This is a genomic window from Paenibacillus sp. Cedars (assembly GCF_003184205.1).
GTDB lineage: Bacteria > Bacillota > Bacilli > Paenibacillales > Paenibacillaceae > Paenibacillus_AQ > Paenibacillus_AQ glucanolyticus.
In genome coordinates this window covers 5,009,542-5,024,741 of record NZ_CP020866.1, presented here as the reverse complement: position 1 = coordinate 5,024,741, position 15,200 = coordinate 5,009,542, and the positions used below count along the sequence as shown (strand labels likewise).

Here is a 15,200-nt window from a genome sequence, read left to right as displayed (position 1 = left end):
CCCTTCCCAAACTGATTGATATCGTGCCATGAATATTGGTTTTGTGGGCTACTACAGCTCTTGGGACGGGCCCTATAATCAGGAGGTAGATTGATTTAACGGGAGGATCTTGGATGAAGAGGATAAAAAAAACATGGCCTTTCCACGTTATGCTGCTGCCGGCCCTGATCTGTCTGTTCTTGTTCAGTTATTTGCCGATGGGCGGCATCATTATGGCCTTTCAGGACTATAAGCCGTGGGAAGGCGTTGGCGGCTCTGCGTGGGTGGGCTTAGATAACTTCCGCTATTTGTTCGAACGACAGGACAGCATGCAGGTCATATGGAACACATTGGTCATCGCGGTGATGAAAATTGTGTTCAATCTGCTCATCCCGTTTGTATTTGCCATTCTGCTGAATGAAATTCGCAAAACAGCGCTTCAGCGGAGCATTCAGACGATGGTTTATCTGCCTCACTTCCTGTCCTGGGTCATACTGGGCGGCATTCTGATCGAAATGCTGGCTGTGGACGGTTTTGTCAATCGGATTCTGGCGGCGGTTGGATTGGACCCGGTCTTTTTTCTCGGCGACAATAACTGGTTCCGATTCACGGTGATTGTGTCAGATGTATGGAAGGAGTTTGGCTACAACACGATTGTGTTCCTGGCTGCACTGGCAGGTGTTAGCCCGACTTTGTATGAAGCGGCGGAAATGGATGGGGCCAATCGTTTGAAACAAACGCTGCATATTACCATCCCTTCGATGATCCCGATCACGATCGTTGTCGGAACATTGGCGCTTGGCAACATTTTGAATGCCGGCTTTGATCAAATCTTCAACCTGTACAACCCGCTGGTGTACGAAAAAGGCGATATCATTGATACGTTTGTGTACCGGACGGCTATTTTGAACGGGGAGATGGGGTTCGGAACGGCTATTGGATTGTTTAAATCGGTCATCAGTATGGCCCTGATTCTCGTATCCTATCGTCTGGCCTACAAGTGGGCGGGGTACCGTATATTCTAGTTACGTGAAAGAGGGAGAGCCATGTACCATAAAACGATGCACTACCGGATATTCAATGTGTTTAACACGTGCCTGCTTGTCTCGCTGGCCATTCTCTGCATCATTCCGCTGCTTCATGTGCTGGCGATTTCATTCAGCTCCAAAGCAGCTGCTGATGCCAGTCTGGTGGGTTTATGGCCAGTCGATTTTTCACTTGAGGCTTATAAGAAAACGATTAACAACCCGGCATTTCTGCACTCGATCTGGGTTTCCATTGCCCGCACTGTATTGGGAACCGCTCTGACACTCGCCGTAACGTTTCTGGCCGCGTATCCGCTGTCCAAGGACAACCGAGTCTTCCGCAGCCGCAGCATTTATTCCTGGCTGTTTGTGTTCAGCATGGTGTTCAACGGCGGGCTGGTGCCGTTCTATATCGTGATTCAGAAGCTGGGATTAATCAATTCGTTCTGGGTGCTGGTGCTGCCGAGCACCGTGAATACCTTCCTGGTGATTCTGATGCTGAACTTTTTCCGGGGGATCCCGAAAGAGCTGGAGGAAGCGGCTTTGATTGATGGAGCGGGTCATTTCAAAACGCTGTTTAAAATCTTTTTGCCAATCTCGCTGCCTTCGATTGCAACCATTGCGCTGTTCAGCATGGTGTTCCATTGGAACTCATGGTTTGACGGGCTGCTGTATATCAACAACGCCAAGGACTTCCCATTGGCTACCTTCCTGCAGACAGTCATTATTCAGCGGGACATGAGCTCAATGAGCATGAGCCCAAAGGAGATGGAGATGTTGTCCCAGACAACGGTGAATGCCGCGCAGATATTTATCGGCGCAGCGCCAATCCTGCTGGTGTATCCGTTTTTGCAGCGCTTTTTCGTTAAAGGAATGACGCTGGGTTCTGTCAAAGAATAAGAGTTGAGATCATATCAGGAAACAGGAGGTTCTCGTAACATGAAGCAAATGTTTGATCCGATCAGCCCGCGCGTTCCGCATATGCTGCATGGCGCAGATTATAATCCGGAGCAGTGGCTCCGTTATCCCGAAGTGCTGGAAGAGGACATCAGGCTAATGAAGCTGGTGAACTGCAATGTGATGTCCGTTGGTATATTCTCTTGGGTTTCATTGGAGCCGGAGGAGGGGGTATTTACGTTCGACTGGCTTGACGGTGTATTGGACCGTTTTGCGGCCAATGGCATTTACGCTTTTCTGGCTACGCCAAGCGGCGCAAGACCGGCCTGGATGTCGGAGAAGTACCCGGAGGTGCTGCGCGTAAGCGAAGGGCGCGTTCGGAACCTGCACGGCTTCCGGCATAATCATTGTTATACTTCGCCTGTATACCGGGAGAAGGTTCATACGATCAACTTGAAGCTTGCGGAGCGGTACGGCCATCATCCTGCGGTCATCGGCTGGCATATATCCAATGAGTTTGGCGGCGATTGCCATTGCGATTATTGCCAGGAGGCATTCCGAACCTGGCTTCACGATAAGTACGGAACACTGGATGAGTTGAATCATGTCTGGTGGACCGCATTCTGGAGTCATACGATTACGAAATGGAGTCAGATCGAATCCCCGGCGCCTCATGGAGAGACGCAGGTCCACGGAATGAACCTGGACTGGAGACGGTTTGTGACGCATCAGACGGCCGATTTCATCCGGCATGAGATTGAGCCTCTCCGCAGGATCAATCCATCCCTTCCGGTCACAACCAACCTGATGGAGTATTTTGAAGGGCTGAATTACTGGAAGTTTGCCGATTTGCTGGATGTGGTATCCTGGGACAGCTATCCGACCTGGCATGATCGTGGCGGGGATGATGCCGCTCAGGCGGCCCGTGTTGCCATGATGCATGATATCATCCGCTCGATCAAAGGCGGACAGCCATGGATGCTGATGGAGAGCACGCCGAGTCTTACGAACTGGCAGCAGGTGAGCAAGCTGAAGCGGCCGGGAATGCATCTCCTGTCCTCCATGCAAGCCATCGCCCATGGATCGGACACCGTGCAATATTTTCAATGGCGCAAGAGCAGGGGATCAAGCGAGAAGCTGCACGGCGCTGTCGTGGATCATGTCGGTCACGAACACACGCGGGTGTTCCATGATGTGGCTGAGGTCGGAGAGATGCTCAAGAAGATGAATGCTGTGGTCGGAACGGGCGTTCCGGCCGAAGCCGCGATCATTTTTGACTGGGAGAATCGCTGGGCGATCAACGATGCGCAGGGTCCGCGGAATATGGGGGTCAAATATGAGGACACCGTGCAGGCGCATTACCGGGCATTGTGGGAGCAAGGAGTTCCTCTTGATGTCATTGATATGGAGCAGGATTTTGCCCCTTACAAGCTGCTGGTCGCGCCGATGCTGTATATGGTCCGGCCGGGAGTGGGCGAGAGGATTCACCAATTTGTGGAGGCGGGCGGCACGTTTGTTGCTACGTACTGGTCCGGCATCGTGGACGAGAATGATCTTTGTTTCCTGGGCGGTTTTCCCGGTCCGCTCCGAGAGACGCTTGGTATATGGTCGGAGGAAATCGACGCCCTGCATGATCATGATGTCAATGGGATTGTGACGAATGCCGGCGGTGGACTTGGCTTGGCGGAAATGTATGATGCCGCTGAGCTGTGCGATCTGATTCATCTGGAGACGGCCGAAGCGCTGGCCGTTTACCGATCTGATTTTTATGCCGGGCGCCCGGCGTTGACGGTCAATCAGCTTGGGAAGGGTCGAGCCTATTATATCGCTTCCCGCAACAAGGAGCCTTTTCATTCTGATTTCTACAAGGAACTCGTTGAACAGACCGCCGTTCGGCGGGCATTGGCCGCGAAGCTGCCTTCCTGCGTAAGCTCATCCATTCGCACAGATGGAGAGTCGGATTATATTTTTATAATGAACTTCTCGAACGAGCCAAGGCAGGTTGCATTGGATGGGGCTCGGTACAGCGATCTGGTCTCAGGCGAGGCAGTGGGTGCGGAGCTAGAACTGGCGCCTTATGGCGTGAAGGTGATTACGCGCAAAGTGAATGGTTAATAAACCTTAATTCAATTAGATCATCAAGCGTATCACCTTAATATGGCAGGTGTCGGCATGCTGGCACCTGTTTTATTTATATTTTCGTCCACGGCGATATCGGCATGTGATGCATCTCATGTTGGAAGCCCGTACGGTCCGAAGAGGCTGAGGCCAGTCAGCCTCTATGGACTGATTTTATTTTACTTGAAAAAGCACCGGAAATGTTGGGATTATGCCCTGTGGCTTTGTTTGGGTAGCGCTTACAATAGGGGTGTCACTGCGCAGTGAACGAATAACGAAGGGGGTATGATGATGACCGGGGATACGAAAGGAGTTCTGTTCAGGATGTTTCTTTGTCTATCGATGCTTGCGTTATCATTCGGTTTCACGGGTAACGGCTCGGCTGAGGCGGCGCCGGCTTTTGCCAAAGGAGCCGACATCAGCTGGGTCACCGGCATGGAGGCTCAGGGGTATAAATGGAAGGATAAGAATGGGATTCAGCGCGATATTCTCGACATTTTGAAGAATGATTACCAGATTAATTCTGCGCGGATTCGAGTCTGGGTCAATCCCAATATGAATGATTACATGAACGGTTATCTGAATGCGGAAAAAGCGGCTGAGCTGGCTCTGCGTGCCAAGAATAAAGGCATGAGCATTATGCTCACGCTGCATTACAGCGATTCCTGGGCCGACCCGGGGCAGCAGAACAAGCCGTATGCCTGGCGCAGCTTCACCTTCCAGCAGCTGATGGATGCGGTTTATTCCCACACCGTGTACGTGATGAACACCATGAAGAATAAGGGCGTGAAGCCGGATTGGGTACAGGTTGGCAACGAAACCAACAACGGAATGTTATGGGAGGACGGCAAAGCTTCGGTGAACATGAAAAATTATGCATGGCTTGTCAACTCGGGGCATAATGCGGTTAAGTCCGTCAGTAGCTCGACCAAGACCATAGTCCACTTATCCAACGGCTACGATAATGAATTGTTCAAATGGAACATCGGCGGCTTGATCAGTAACGGTGCGAACTTTGATATTATCGGCATGTCACTGTACCCGGAAGCGGGGGACTGGTCAACGAAGGTGGATCAGACCATCACCAATGCCAAAGACATGACCGCTAGGTATGGAAAAAGCATCATGATCAGTGAAATCGGCATGGATTACAGCCAGCCGGCGGCTGCCAAGAGTTTTATTCAGACCATTAAAACCAAAGTGGGCGGATTATCGGGAGGAACGGGGCTTGGAGTATTTTATTGGGAACCGGAAGCTGCGCCGGGTTACAATGCGGGTTATAACAAGGGGGCCTGGCAGGCGGATGGGAAACCGACCATTGCACTGGAGGGATTCAAAGACTGAGTATAGCTAAACACGATTTCAATAAGAAGAACCCTGATTCCGAAGTTAAGGAGGAGGGTTCTTCTCTTCGTTTTGCACTTACTGTCGTACGATCAATTGCGCCAGCTCCGCATGTTTTCCCATTTTGGCGAGAAGGCTGATCAGCTGCTGCTTCTCTTCTTCGTTCAGTCCGCCAAGCGCATGCTGGATGTGCTGCTCATGTATGGGGTACAGCTTCTGCATCAATTGCTCTCCGGTAGTAGTCAGTTCGGCGTAGATGACTCTCCTGTCCTCGGGACAGGGCCTGCGGCGAACATATCCTTTTGCAACCAGCTTATCAACCACATAGGTGACATTCCCGCTTTGCAGAAGCAACTGTGCGCCGATCTGCTGGATAGGCTGGCGGCCTTTGTAGAACAGCACCTCCATTACGGCAAAAGAGGTGGGGTTAAAGCCTTCGATTTTGCTGCCATTCACGACATGTTCGTTGACGCTCTTGAATGACTTGGCAAACACCCGATACAGGTGCATAGCAAGCTGTGTATCGCGATCATGTAATACCTTCATACATTCTCCCGCCTTTGATATGGACTCATGTCCTGAATTACTTCAAATCTAAGATTACGCTTAAATGAACAATTTCAACATGTGATTTGTCACAATGCTGCCGAAACATTTTCATTCTCCAGCTCCGGTATCAACTACGCCTTAAGCCTGATACGTTCCCTGAATGCCGATTCTATAATGAAATTATTCGAATGGGAAGAAAAGGGTGGGAGAATGAATCAAGTACAAACCGTAGAATCAGAGGGATTTAAACCGCTGCTCCGCAATCGGAACTATATGTTGTTGATGGGGTCTCAGCTGGTGTCCAACATGGGCGAATGGCTGTATATCATCGCGCTCCTGACGCTTGTCGGATTGAAGTGGCAAGCCGCGCCATGGGAAATTACCGCTATGACGTTATGCATGGCGCTTCCTGTTCTGATCGGAGGACCGATAGCAGGCTGGATCGGCGACCGGTATGACCGGAAAAAGATCATGGTCATTTCGGATGTTGTGAGAGTCTTCATTTTGCTGGGAGTCTTGTTGGCGGGAAATTTAATTCAAATTTATGTTCTGCTCATCGTTAAGGGACTGATGGATGTTCTGTTCTCTCCTGCCAAGAGCGGCAAAATTAAAGAAATTGTAGATCCTAAGCATATCGATCAGGCGGTTACGATCAGTTCTTCGATTGAGCAAATGTCCAAAATTATCGGGCCGTCCTTGGGCGGATTGCTGATGGCTCTGTTCGGCATACAGTTATGCTTCATCATTGATGCAGGCGCTTTTGTGGTATCGGCGCTGCTTCTGCTCGGTGTTCCAGGCCGAAAGATCGTTAAACAAGAAGGCCTGACCGGGGAGTCGCACCATGGAGTGCGGGCTGGTCAGGGCGAGCAGAAATCCTTTTTGAAGGAGATCGGTGAAGGGTTGCAATTGATTTATGGCATCCCCCTGCTGCTGGGAGGAGTTGTTACGATATGTGCAGTAGTGCTGGTGCTGCAGATGGCCGACTCCCAGATCGTGACCCTGTTCCGGCTGATTCCTAATGTATCGGAGGATCTGCTTGGTTACTGTATTTCCGCCAGCGGTTTAGGTACTTTAATCGCAGCCATGTTTGTCCGCAAGCTGAGCTGGAGCACTCTTGCCAAGATGGGCGCCGGCGCTACCGCAGCCGGTCTGGTCTTCGCCGTATGTGCCGTAGTTGTAGTGACAAAGATGCCGCATCTGCTGCAGAGCGTGGTGCTGTTCGGTTCATTCTTTCTGGCGGGCGCTGGTGGAGGATTCGTGCTGGTTCCTTTCCAGATGCTGCTCATGAAAAGAACGCCGGAGCATATGACCAGCCGTGTATTCGGAACGGTCAACAGCCTTACAAGCGGCGCGGCCATTGTCGGACCTACTATCGGTGGTGCGCTTATCACGGGAATCGGCGCTGTTCCAACATATATTGTTGCAGGACTCGGAACTGCTGCAGTGGGAGGCGTACTACTCCTGTTCAAGGGAAGGATTGAAAGAAAGGACGAAGCCTCTGCCTCCTTGAACGCAGTCCCTATGGTACCTGAACCCTCGACAATGTAAAACCACAAAGAAAGTTTCGGTGCTTGCAACTAATCCTTGTCCATCTGCGTAATAATGGAAATAGAATGAATGGATGGGGTGTTAGGATGCAGGATAGGATTCTGGAGAACATTCGCGGGGCCGAGCCGGTGCTGGAAGTAGACATTCAGGAAGCCGGGTACGAACCTGGCCGACCCCGCATACACGAAATATCGTTTCAAGTGGTTCCCGGTGAACTGCTCGGCTTGATCGGGCCGAACGGTGCCGGAAAGAGCACAACCATCAAGGCGGTGTTAGGGCTCTTGAAGGACTGCAAGGCTGATGTCAGGATTGCGGGTGATCCTCCCCGATATGCGTACGTACCCGAGCAGCCTGTGTTCTACGAGGATTTAACGCTGTGGGAGCACTTGGACCTGGCTGCTGCTGCATTCGGAATGGATGACAACCATTTCGAAGAGCAGGCCGAACAGCTTCTTCGGCAGTTTGGAATGGAGACTGTACGGAACGAACTGCCGGGAGGTTTCTCCAAAGGGATGAAGCAGAAGATGATGCTGATGATCGGCTTCCTCTCCAAGCCCGATGTCTATATTGTAGACGAGCCGTTTATCGGTTTGGATCCGCGGGCTACTCGCGATTTTTTGAACTTATTGCTGGAGGAGAGACGCCGTGGTGCCGGTGTGCTGATGTCTACGCATGTGCTGGACACCGCAGAGAAGATTTGTGATCGGTTTGTGCTCATATCCGCGGGCCGGATTGTTTCCGAAGGCACGCTATATCATCTCCGTGAGGCCGCGGGACTTCCAGGCGCATCGTTGTTTGACTGCTTCGATGCGCTGACATGAGGGAGGGGATGGGTATGAATCGCTCACAGCAGCTTAGCCATCCGGGGGCGCTCTTCTGGAGAAGGGTGCTTGCACATTGGACCTATCAACGTAAAAGCTTGGCGACCGTGGTTGATTGGATCGTGATGATCTACATTCTGATTCCAGGCCTGCTTCTGGGAGGCGGGTTATACCGTGAGTTGTGGACAAGCCCCCTTCCAGGGTGGGCACAGTTCCTGCCCCTCCAAGCGGTGGTTGTCATCCTGCTCTTTATGTTCTCCGGCCGAGTGCTGCTGTTCCTCGAAGAGGCTGACGTATTGTTTCTCCGCCAGCAGCGGGAATGGATGAAGGGGCTGCTGATCAGAGGCATGGCATACAGCCATGCTATGTCAGCGCTAAAGGGACTGTCGTTTACCCTGCTTGCCCTGCCAATCCTGGTCAGGGAACATGAAATTATCGGGGGTACCTTGATAACCTTGCTGGTGATTACGGTTGTCTGTGCCTGGTGTACGAATCTATGGGCCGGGATGATTCGCTCAAGCTGCAAAGGGTGGCGGCAGCACCTGATGATTTATACGGTTCGCTGGCTTTCCGTTGGATTACTAACGCTGCTTGTATCCTTGTGGCTTGAGGTTTATGCAGTCTTATGGACAATCGTCGTCATTCTGCTGATTGTATTAATTCTTCTGAGCCGCAGGCGTCTTGCCATGCAAGGAACCTTTATGGCGGATACAAGGGAGGATGCCAGGACCCGCATCCAGTTGACCGAGAAGCTGCTGGTTCAAGCTGTCGGCAAACCGCCGAGTGTGCGAAGCAAGACCTGGTTTATGCGCAAGTCCGGCCGGTTGTTCAAGGGCACAGCGGAGAAGAGGCTTGCCGATGCAGGGTTAAAAGCGATTTTGCGTCACCCTGAGAGTTTGACATTATATATTCAGATTACATTGGTTGGCATTCCGGCCGTATGGCTCCCGCCGTTGATCATTAAAATCGTTGTGTATATCGCGCTTGTGCTGATGATATCGTATTGGCTCAATACACGGTGGGCCGTGTTCGCGAAGGCTGAATTTATGCACGTGCTTCCCTTTACGAATGAACAGCACCGCTCTGCAGGTATTCTTGCCGTTAGAACGCTGCTTGCTCTCCCGGCATTTTTGTATTCCCTGGTGGCAGGGCTCACGCTGTTTCAGGGGGGAGTCGGATGGCTGGCCGCGCTGGCATTGACGACTGCGGCAGTCATGATCGCACCATCATTGATGTCATGGCCGATGTACAGGGAGGATAAGCATCAGCAAGATGAATAAAAGCGCGCCAGTATGACCCGGGTAGGAAAGGGCATACTGGCGCGCTTCGTGCTTTATTCGTAATTTCCAATACCATTGGATCAGTTCTTGTTATACGCTGCCGCTTCCGCGGCGTGCTTGCCCGCGGTATAACCCGTTGCGAACGCCGCCGTGATATTATAGCCGCCGGTGTATCCATGAATATCCAAAATCTCGCCGCAGAAAAACAGGCCGGGCATGAGCTTGGATTCCATGCTTTTCGGCTGAATTTCCTTAAGGCTGACGCCGCCTCCGGTCACGAAGGCTTCCTTCAGCGACCGGGTGCCTGAAGCTCGGAACGCAAATTTTTTCAAAATGGTTGCAAGGGACGTAAGTGCAGTTCTGGATAAACCGCTGCAGATCATGTCACTGTCGATAGATGATTTGGATAGCAGCAGCGGAATCATGCGCTCCGGCAGCATACCCTTAAGAACGTTTTTAATACTCTTTTTGGGCTCAGCCTCAAAGCGCTCCTTCAGCTCGGCCTCGATTTCGGCCTGCGAGCGATCAGGGAACATGTCAATTGCCATATCCACGTTCACGATTTCGAACTTCCGTTGCACCTGGCGGATAAATTGGCTGCAGCGCAGAGCGATCGGGCCGGACACCCCGAAATGGGTGAACAGCATATCTCCCCGATGAGCGATCACTTTTTTCCCTTTGGGATTCCAGACGGAAAGCTCAACATCACGCAGCGACAAACCCTGCAGCTCTTTGGATGCGATGAACGTCTCGGTTGAGACGATAGGGACCTCAGTGGGGTACAGCTCAGTAATGGTATGGCCAGCTGCTTCCGCCCAAGGATAACCGTCCCCGGTCGAGCCTGTTTGAGGAACGGACTGACCGCCTGTGGCTATGATGACACAGGAGGATTTGATCACTTCCCCGGATTTTAATTGAATTCCAGCCGTTTGGCCGTTCTCGAACAGAACGCTTTTAACCGGACTGTTCGTCCGGATATCGGTTCCGAGCTCCTTCACTTTGCTAATCAAGGCATTCACTACGCTGGATGCTTTGTCCGTCACAGGGAACATGCGCCCATTGTCCTCTTCTTTGAGCCGGATGCCGAGTCCCTCGAAGAAGGCCATGATATCCCGATTGTTCCAGTGCTGAAAAGCGCTATATAAAAAACGACCGTTGCCCGGGATGTTGGCTATCAATTCATCCTGTTCCTTGGCGTTTGTCACGTTGCATCTTCCACCGCCTGATATGCCCAGCTTGCGGCCCAGTTTATCCCCTTTATCAATCAGCAGAACGGAAGCTCCTCTTTCTCCTGCAGCTACGCAGGACATCAATCCGGAAGGTCCACCGCCGACGACGATAATATCATAATCAAGCATGTTTGCTCATAGCTCCTTTGAGGTTATATCAATGAATAGATGAATCTTATTATAATTATATAGGTATTCGCGAATTAACCCAAACCTCATGAATAGGACGTAAGACGGGGTTTTCTGTTGCTTCAACAGGAACTTACAAGATATTGTAAAATGATGTCGCCTGTGTTTTAATCAGAAATATTAGACACGTTGTCCAATTGAGGTGATTGATCACTGTGCTGAGCCTATGGAAGGATATTTTGCTGCAAGTTTTGCTGTCTGGTACACTCATCTTTCATCTACCCCTTCTCCTCGACAGACATCTCAAGTGGCTGAACAAGAAGAATCCGAATGATCTGCTTCGATTTCACAAGCATATCGTAATTTCGAGCGGAGTCAGCACCGTACTCTGCGTCCTGATTTCAGCGATGAACGAATATTACGTTCCGATCAATCTTGGCGTGATCCCGTTATTTTTAGGCATATTATATGGAAGTCGAAGTTCAGGGTTATGTCTTGCCGTCTTGTATATGACAAGCCATGGGCTGATAAACGGCTGGTCGATGATCGACTTCATCCTCAATGTACTGGTCCTGGTTTACTCGCTTCTGCCCTGGATTTCCTCCAATTTCAAGAAAGGCTCCAAGACCGAGAAGATCTGCTGGCTGTGGAGTGCACTGATTCCGGCTATGTTGATCATTGTAGCCTCTCATGCCATTGAAGGAAAGGTTAATAATGATCACCTGAATCCGGATACAATCCTGGTGACCATACTCTATATGCTGATTGGCATCTTTTATTCCGGCATGATTGTGTATTGGATCGAGCTGACCAGCGAGCGTCTGGCCTCAGGCCAATATGACGTGAAGAGTGAAGAAATGATCTCTTTGACAAAAATAATAGAGATGATCCCTTTAGGAATGGTGGCCGTGGATAAAAGAGGGAACATCATCGCTTTTAACCAACTTCTTATCCGCAGTTGCAGGAGTGTGTTTCCGAATTTGACGTCCAAAGATGTGATTGGAAGACCGCTGTTCGATTTATTGGACGGTATGATTCAGAAGGAACATCTCCGCAACCGGTTTCTGAAGGCCATGGAGGGAATTGAAAGCACCGGCGAGATTATGCGCAGCCCAACGCGAGTTTATTCAACGGGCATTTATCCGCTTATACATAATGAGAAAGGCGACATCTTGGGTGCGGTGGGTGTTATGGAAGACATCACGGAGCTTGAGAAGCTTCGAACCGAATTTATTAATGTAGAACGACTGAGCCTGGTTGGCCAAATGGCGGCAAGCATTACCCATGAAATTCGTAATCCGATGGCCGTGGTTCGCGGGTTCCTGCAGCTGATGAAGGAGAAGAGCCCGGAGACACTCGATCACTATTACCGGATCGTCATGGAGGAGCTGGACCGTGCCAATGGCATCATTAATGACTTTTTGTCTCTGGCCCAGAACCGGGCTGCCGAGAAGGAAGACTGTCATCTTCATGATATTATCCATGAGCTGAGCCCGCTCTTGTGGGCTGACGCGAACTTGCGTGGACAGAGCATTGAACTGAAGCTCGGAACCCATGTACCCAAGCTGCACCTGAATGCTAAAGAGATGAAACAGCTGATCCTGAATTTGTGTCGCAACGGCATGGAGGCTATGGATGACAAAGGAACGTTGACCCTTGAAACCAGGATCGAAGGGGACCAGGTGCAGCTGTATGTGGCAGATACCGGAACGGGCATGTCGGAGAGCGAGCTGGAGCGTTTGTTTGAGCCCTTCTACACCACGAAGAGTAAGGGAACGGGGCTTGGGCTCGCCCTGTGTATGAGCATTGTTCAGCGGCATCATGGAACGATCGATGTGAAGTCACAGCAAGGCGAGGGAACGGTGTTCATTATCTCATTTTCTGTCCGCTCGTACCCTCAGGGCTTAATGGAATCCCAAAGCGCTGCCGCGTCCGAATAATTAGGAGGATGAATAGGCATCATAAGGCAGAGCTAATGGCAAAGGAGGGATTCGGATGAGTAAAAATGATTCGAAACAGCAGGAGCAGCAGCAGCGCGAAAACAAGGATCGTCGTGGCGAACCCATCGTTGACAAGAAAAAGGATGGGGCCAACTATCCTGCTACCTAGTTTAAACCACCGGAAACAGTTAAAGACGAGCGGTATCCCATTTTGTGATGCTGCTCGTTTTGTATTTTCTTGCTTTCACTCTTTAGGATTGTATAATATAGATATCGATGAGCTGTTATAATTCGAACAATCTTGTTTATATAAGGAGTGAAGCAGTTATGGGTATGTCTTTTGACCGATATATGCGCGATATGGTTCAACCGATGCGGGATGAACTCACCAGTTTGGGAATCAAGGAGCTCACAACTCCTGAAGCGGTAGAGGAAGTGCTGCCAAATGCGCAAGGTACAACACTGGTTGTTGTAAACTCCGTATGCGGATGTGCTGCAGGGCAAGCACGCCCAGGTGTAGCCATAGCGCTTGAGAACCAAGTGAAGCCGGATCATTTGTATACCGTATTCGCTGGACAGGATAAGGAAGCAACGGCAAAAGCCCGTGAGTATTTTGCTCCGTATCCGCCATCCTCACCATCGATTGCTCTGCTGAAGGACGGGGAATTGGTGCACTTTATTGAGCGTCACCAAGTGGAGAACCGTTCCGCAGAAGAAATTGCGGCTGATTTGTCCGACGCATTCAATCGCTACTGCCAGTAAGCTGGCAGTTACATAGGCCCCGAAGCATTCGGCATATTCCGAAGCCGCGGGGCTTTTGTTGTATATGTTACGTACTTAAGAAAGAGAGAGCATACTGAAAGGAGTCTTTGAATCATGAGCCTACAAGAACAAATTATTGCTGAACTGGGTGTCAAACCAACCATTAATGTGGAGGAAGAGGTCAGCAAACGGGTTGATTTTCTGAAAAATTATGTGAAAAACTCAGGCACTTCGGGGCTGCTGATCGCTATTAGCGGCGGGATCGATTCCGCTGTGGCAGCGGGTCTGTGCAAGCGGGCAACCGACGAGCTCACCGAGGAGACTGGCAAGGAATACAAAACACTTGGAGTATTTCAGCCATTCGGTGAACAGGCCGATATTTCCGACAGCTATGCTACGGCCAAAGCCTTCGATCTGAAGCATACCGTGGAGACCAATATCGAGGAAGCTGTAAATGAGATTGCTCTTGAGGTTGAGCATGGTCTGAAAAATATTGGTGTTCATAAACATATCAGTGTTCCCGGCAAAGGCAACGTAAAAGCCAGAGTTCGCATGGTGGTGCAATATGCGCTGGCGTTTGAGCAGAATTTGATTGTTGTCGGGACTGACCATGCGTCTGAGGCCATCACCGGCTTTTACACCAAGTGGGGCGATGGAGCAGTGGACATCACGCCGCTAAGTTCCTTGAACAAACGTCAGGTCCGTATGCTTGCATCCTATTTGGGAGTACCGCAATCGATCCTGGACAAAGCGCCTTCCGCTGGGCTATGGGAAGGACAGACGGATGAGAAAGAGCTCGGAATCAGCTACGATGATAACAGTGACTATTTGGAGGGCAAGACAATCAATCCTGAAGTTCAGGAGAAACTGGAGAGTTATTACGTAAAAACCACTCACAAGCGCAACACGATTCCAGGAATTTAATATAACGATTTTCAGGCCAAAAAGCCTTTTGGGGGATTACCTTCCAGAAGGCTTTTGTTTTTTTATATTCGGGCCCCCACACCCCATCAGGATGCGGCTTGAACCGTCTAAACAGATAAAATTTGAAATGACACAAATTGAATGATTTCATGTTGTTGTAACACGACAGTCTCGCGTTGACGTACATCGACTGATACAATATAGTAGTGAGTTTGATTATGGACGGAAGACGGGTTAGTGAAGGAGAGCGGAAGATGTGATTTACGGAATTGGACATGATGTGCTGGACATGAAACGAATGGACATTCTGATGACAGGCCCGCATGGAGAGAAATTCATGGAACGTGTACTTACACAGGGAGAGCGGATAATCGCTGCCCGTAAGGGAGCTAAACGGACGGAGTTTGTTGCCGGGCGCTTTGCTGCCAAGGAAGCGATATCTAAGTCCTTTGGCTGCGGAATCGGTCGCCTGATCGGATTCTGGGACATTGAAGTGCTGCCAAATGGCCTCGGGAAACCCATCGCCACTTTGTCCAAGGAAGCCTGGACACGCCTTGGAATTGACCAACCTGCCGATTACACGATTCATTTGACGATTTCGCATCAGACAGAGCTGGCTTCGGCCTTCGCGGTTGTTGAGACACTATAGTAAGGT

At 50.5% G+C, this 15,200-nt stretch carries 13 protein-coding genes; 11 read left to right on the top strand and 2 right to left on the bottom strand.

Going from position 1 to position 15,200, the window contains the following annotated elements; translation table 11 throughout:
* Nucleotides 1-113: 113 nt before the first annotated feature.
* The 4 genes from B9D94_RS24680 (at nucleotide 114) to B9D94_RS24665 (ending at nucleotide 5,363) form a co-directional block, all read left to right on the top strand.
* Complete coding sequence (locus B9D94_RS24680; RefSeq protein ID WP_006208175.1) at nucleotides 114-1,004, top strand: ABC transporter permease; 891 nt, start codon at nucleotides 114-116, stop codon at nucleotides 1,002-1,004.
* A gap of 21 nt (nucleotides 1,005-1,025) precedes the next feature.
* Nucleotides 1,026-1,904, top strand: a complete 879-nt coding sequence (locus B9D94_RS24675; protein ID WP_036638729.1) for a carbohydrate ABC transporter permease — start codon at nucleotides 1,026-1,028, stop codon at nucleotides 1,902-1,904.
* Between the two features lie 39 nt (nucleotides 1,905-1,943).
* The gene (locus B9D94_RS24670; protein WP_148248209.1) at nucleotides 1,944-4,016 is read left to right on the top strand and encodes a beta-galactosidase; all 2,073 of its coding nucleotides are present in this window, start codon (nucleotides 1,944-1,946) and stop codon (nucleotides 4,014-4,016) included.
* Between the two features lie 291 nt (nucleotides 4,017-4,307).
* Nucleotides 4,308-5,363, top strand: coding sequence for a glycoside hydrolase family 53 protein (locus tag B9D94_RS24665; RefSeq protein WP_172964074.1), 1,056 nt, complete (start codon nucleotides 4,308-4,310; stop codon nucleotides 5,361-5,363).
* A 78-nt stretch (nucleotides 5,364-5,441) separates the two neighbouring features.
* On the opposite strand, the gene B9D94_RS24660 is transcribed toward B9D94_RS24665, so the two are convergent.
* Nucleotides 5,442-5,909, bottom strand: a complete 468-nt coding sequence (locus B9D94_RS24660) for a MarR family winged helix-turn-helix transcriptional regulator (RefSeq protein ID WP_006208179.1) — start codon at nucleotides 5,907-5,909, stop codon at nucleotides 5,442-5,444.
* A gap of 213 nt (nucleotides 5,910-6,122) precedes the next feature.
* Here B9D94_RS24660 and B9D94_RS24655 point away from each other — a divergent pair, with 213 nt between their 5' ends.
* The 3 genes from B9D94_RS24655 to B9D94_RS24645 all read left to right on the top strand — a co-directional run bounded on the left by B9D94_RS24655 (nucleotide 6,123) and on the right by B9D94_RS24645 (nucleotide 9,561).
* Complete coding sequence (locus tag B9D94_RS24655; protein ID WP_148248207.1) at nucleotides 6,123-7,460, top strand: MFS transporter; 1,338 nt, start codon at nucleotides 6,123-6,125, stop codon at nucleotides 7,458-7,460.
* Nucleotides 7,461-7,546: 86 nt separating this feature from the next.
* Nucleotides 7,547-8,281, top strand: a complete 735-nt coding sequence (locus tag B9D94_RS24650; protein ID WP_082834290.1) for an ABC transporter ATP-binding protein — start codon at nucleotides 7,547-7,549, stop codon at nucleotides 8,279-8,281.
* A gap of 14 nt (nucleotides 8,282-8,295) precedes the next feature.
* The gene (locus tag B9D94_RS24645) at nucleotides 8,296-9,561 is read left to right on the top strand and encodes an ABC transporter permease (protein WP_148248206.1); all 1,266 of its coding nucleotides are present in this window, start codon (nucleotides 8,296-8,298) and stop codon (nucleotides 9,559-9,561) included.
* An 80-nt stretch (nucleotides 9,562-9,641) separates the two neighbouring features.
* Here the strand turns inward: B9D94_RS24645 and B9D94_RS24640 are convergent, their stop codons facing one another.
* Nucleotides 9,642-10,919, bottom strand: a complete 1,278-nt coding sequence (locus B9D94_RS24640) for a BaiN/RdsA family NAD(P)/FAD-dependent oxidoreductase (protein WP_148248204.1) — start codon at nucleotides 10,917-10,919, stop codon at nucleotides 9,642-9,644.
* Between the two features lie 215 nt (nucleotides 10,920-11,134).
* Between B9D94_RS24640 and B9D94_RS24635 the strand changes: the two genes are divergently transcribed.
* The 4 genes from B9D94_RS24635 to acpS all read left to right on the top strand — a co-directional run bounded on the left by B9D94_RS24635 (nucleotide 11,135) and on the right by acpS (nucleotide 15,194).
* Complete coding sequence (locus B9D94_RS24635; RefSeq protein ID WP_036638743.1) at nucleotides 11,135-12,859, top strand: two-component system sensor histidine kinase NtrB; 1,725 nt, start codon at nucleotides 11,135-11,137, stop codon at nucleotides 12,857-12,859.
* Nucleotides 12,860-13,186: 327 nt separating this feature from the next.
* Nucleotides 13,187-13,621: a BrxA/BrxB family bacilliredoxin gene (locus B9D94_RS24630; protein ID WP_006208186.1), complete on the top strand. Its 435-nt coding sequence runs from the start codon at nucleotides 13,187-13,189 to the stop codon at nucleotides 13,619-13,621.
* Nucleotides 13,622-13,735: 114 nt separating this feature from the next.
* Complete coding sequence (gene nadE / locus B9D94_RS24625; RefSeq protein WP_148248202.1) at nucleotides 13,736-14,545, top strand: NAD(+) synthase; 810 nt, start codon at nucleotides 13,736-13,738, stop codon at nucleotides 14,543-14,545.
* 256 nt (nucleotides 14,546-14,801) lie between these two features.
* Nucleotides 14,802-15,194: a holo-ACP synthase gene (gene acpS, locus B9D94_RS24620; protein ID WP_006208188.1), complete on the top strand. Its 393-nt coding sequence runs from the start codon at nucleotides 14,802-14,804 to the stop codon at nucleotides 15,192-15,194.
* The last annotated feature ends 6 nt before the right edge of the window (nucleotides 15,195-15,200 follow it).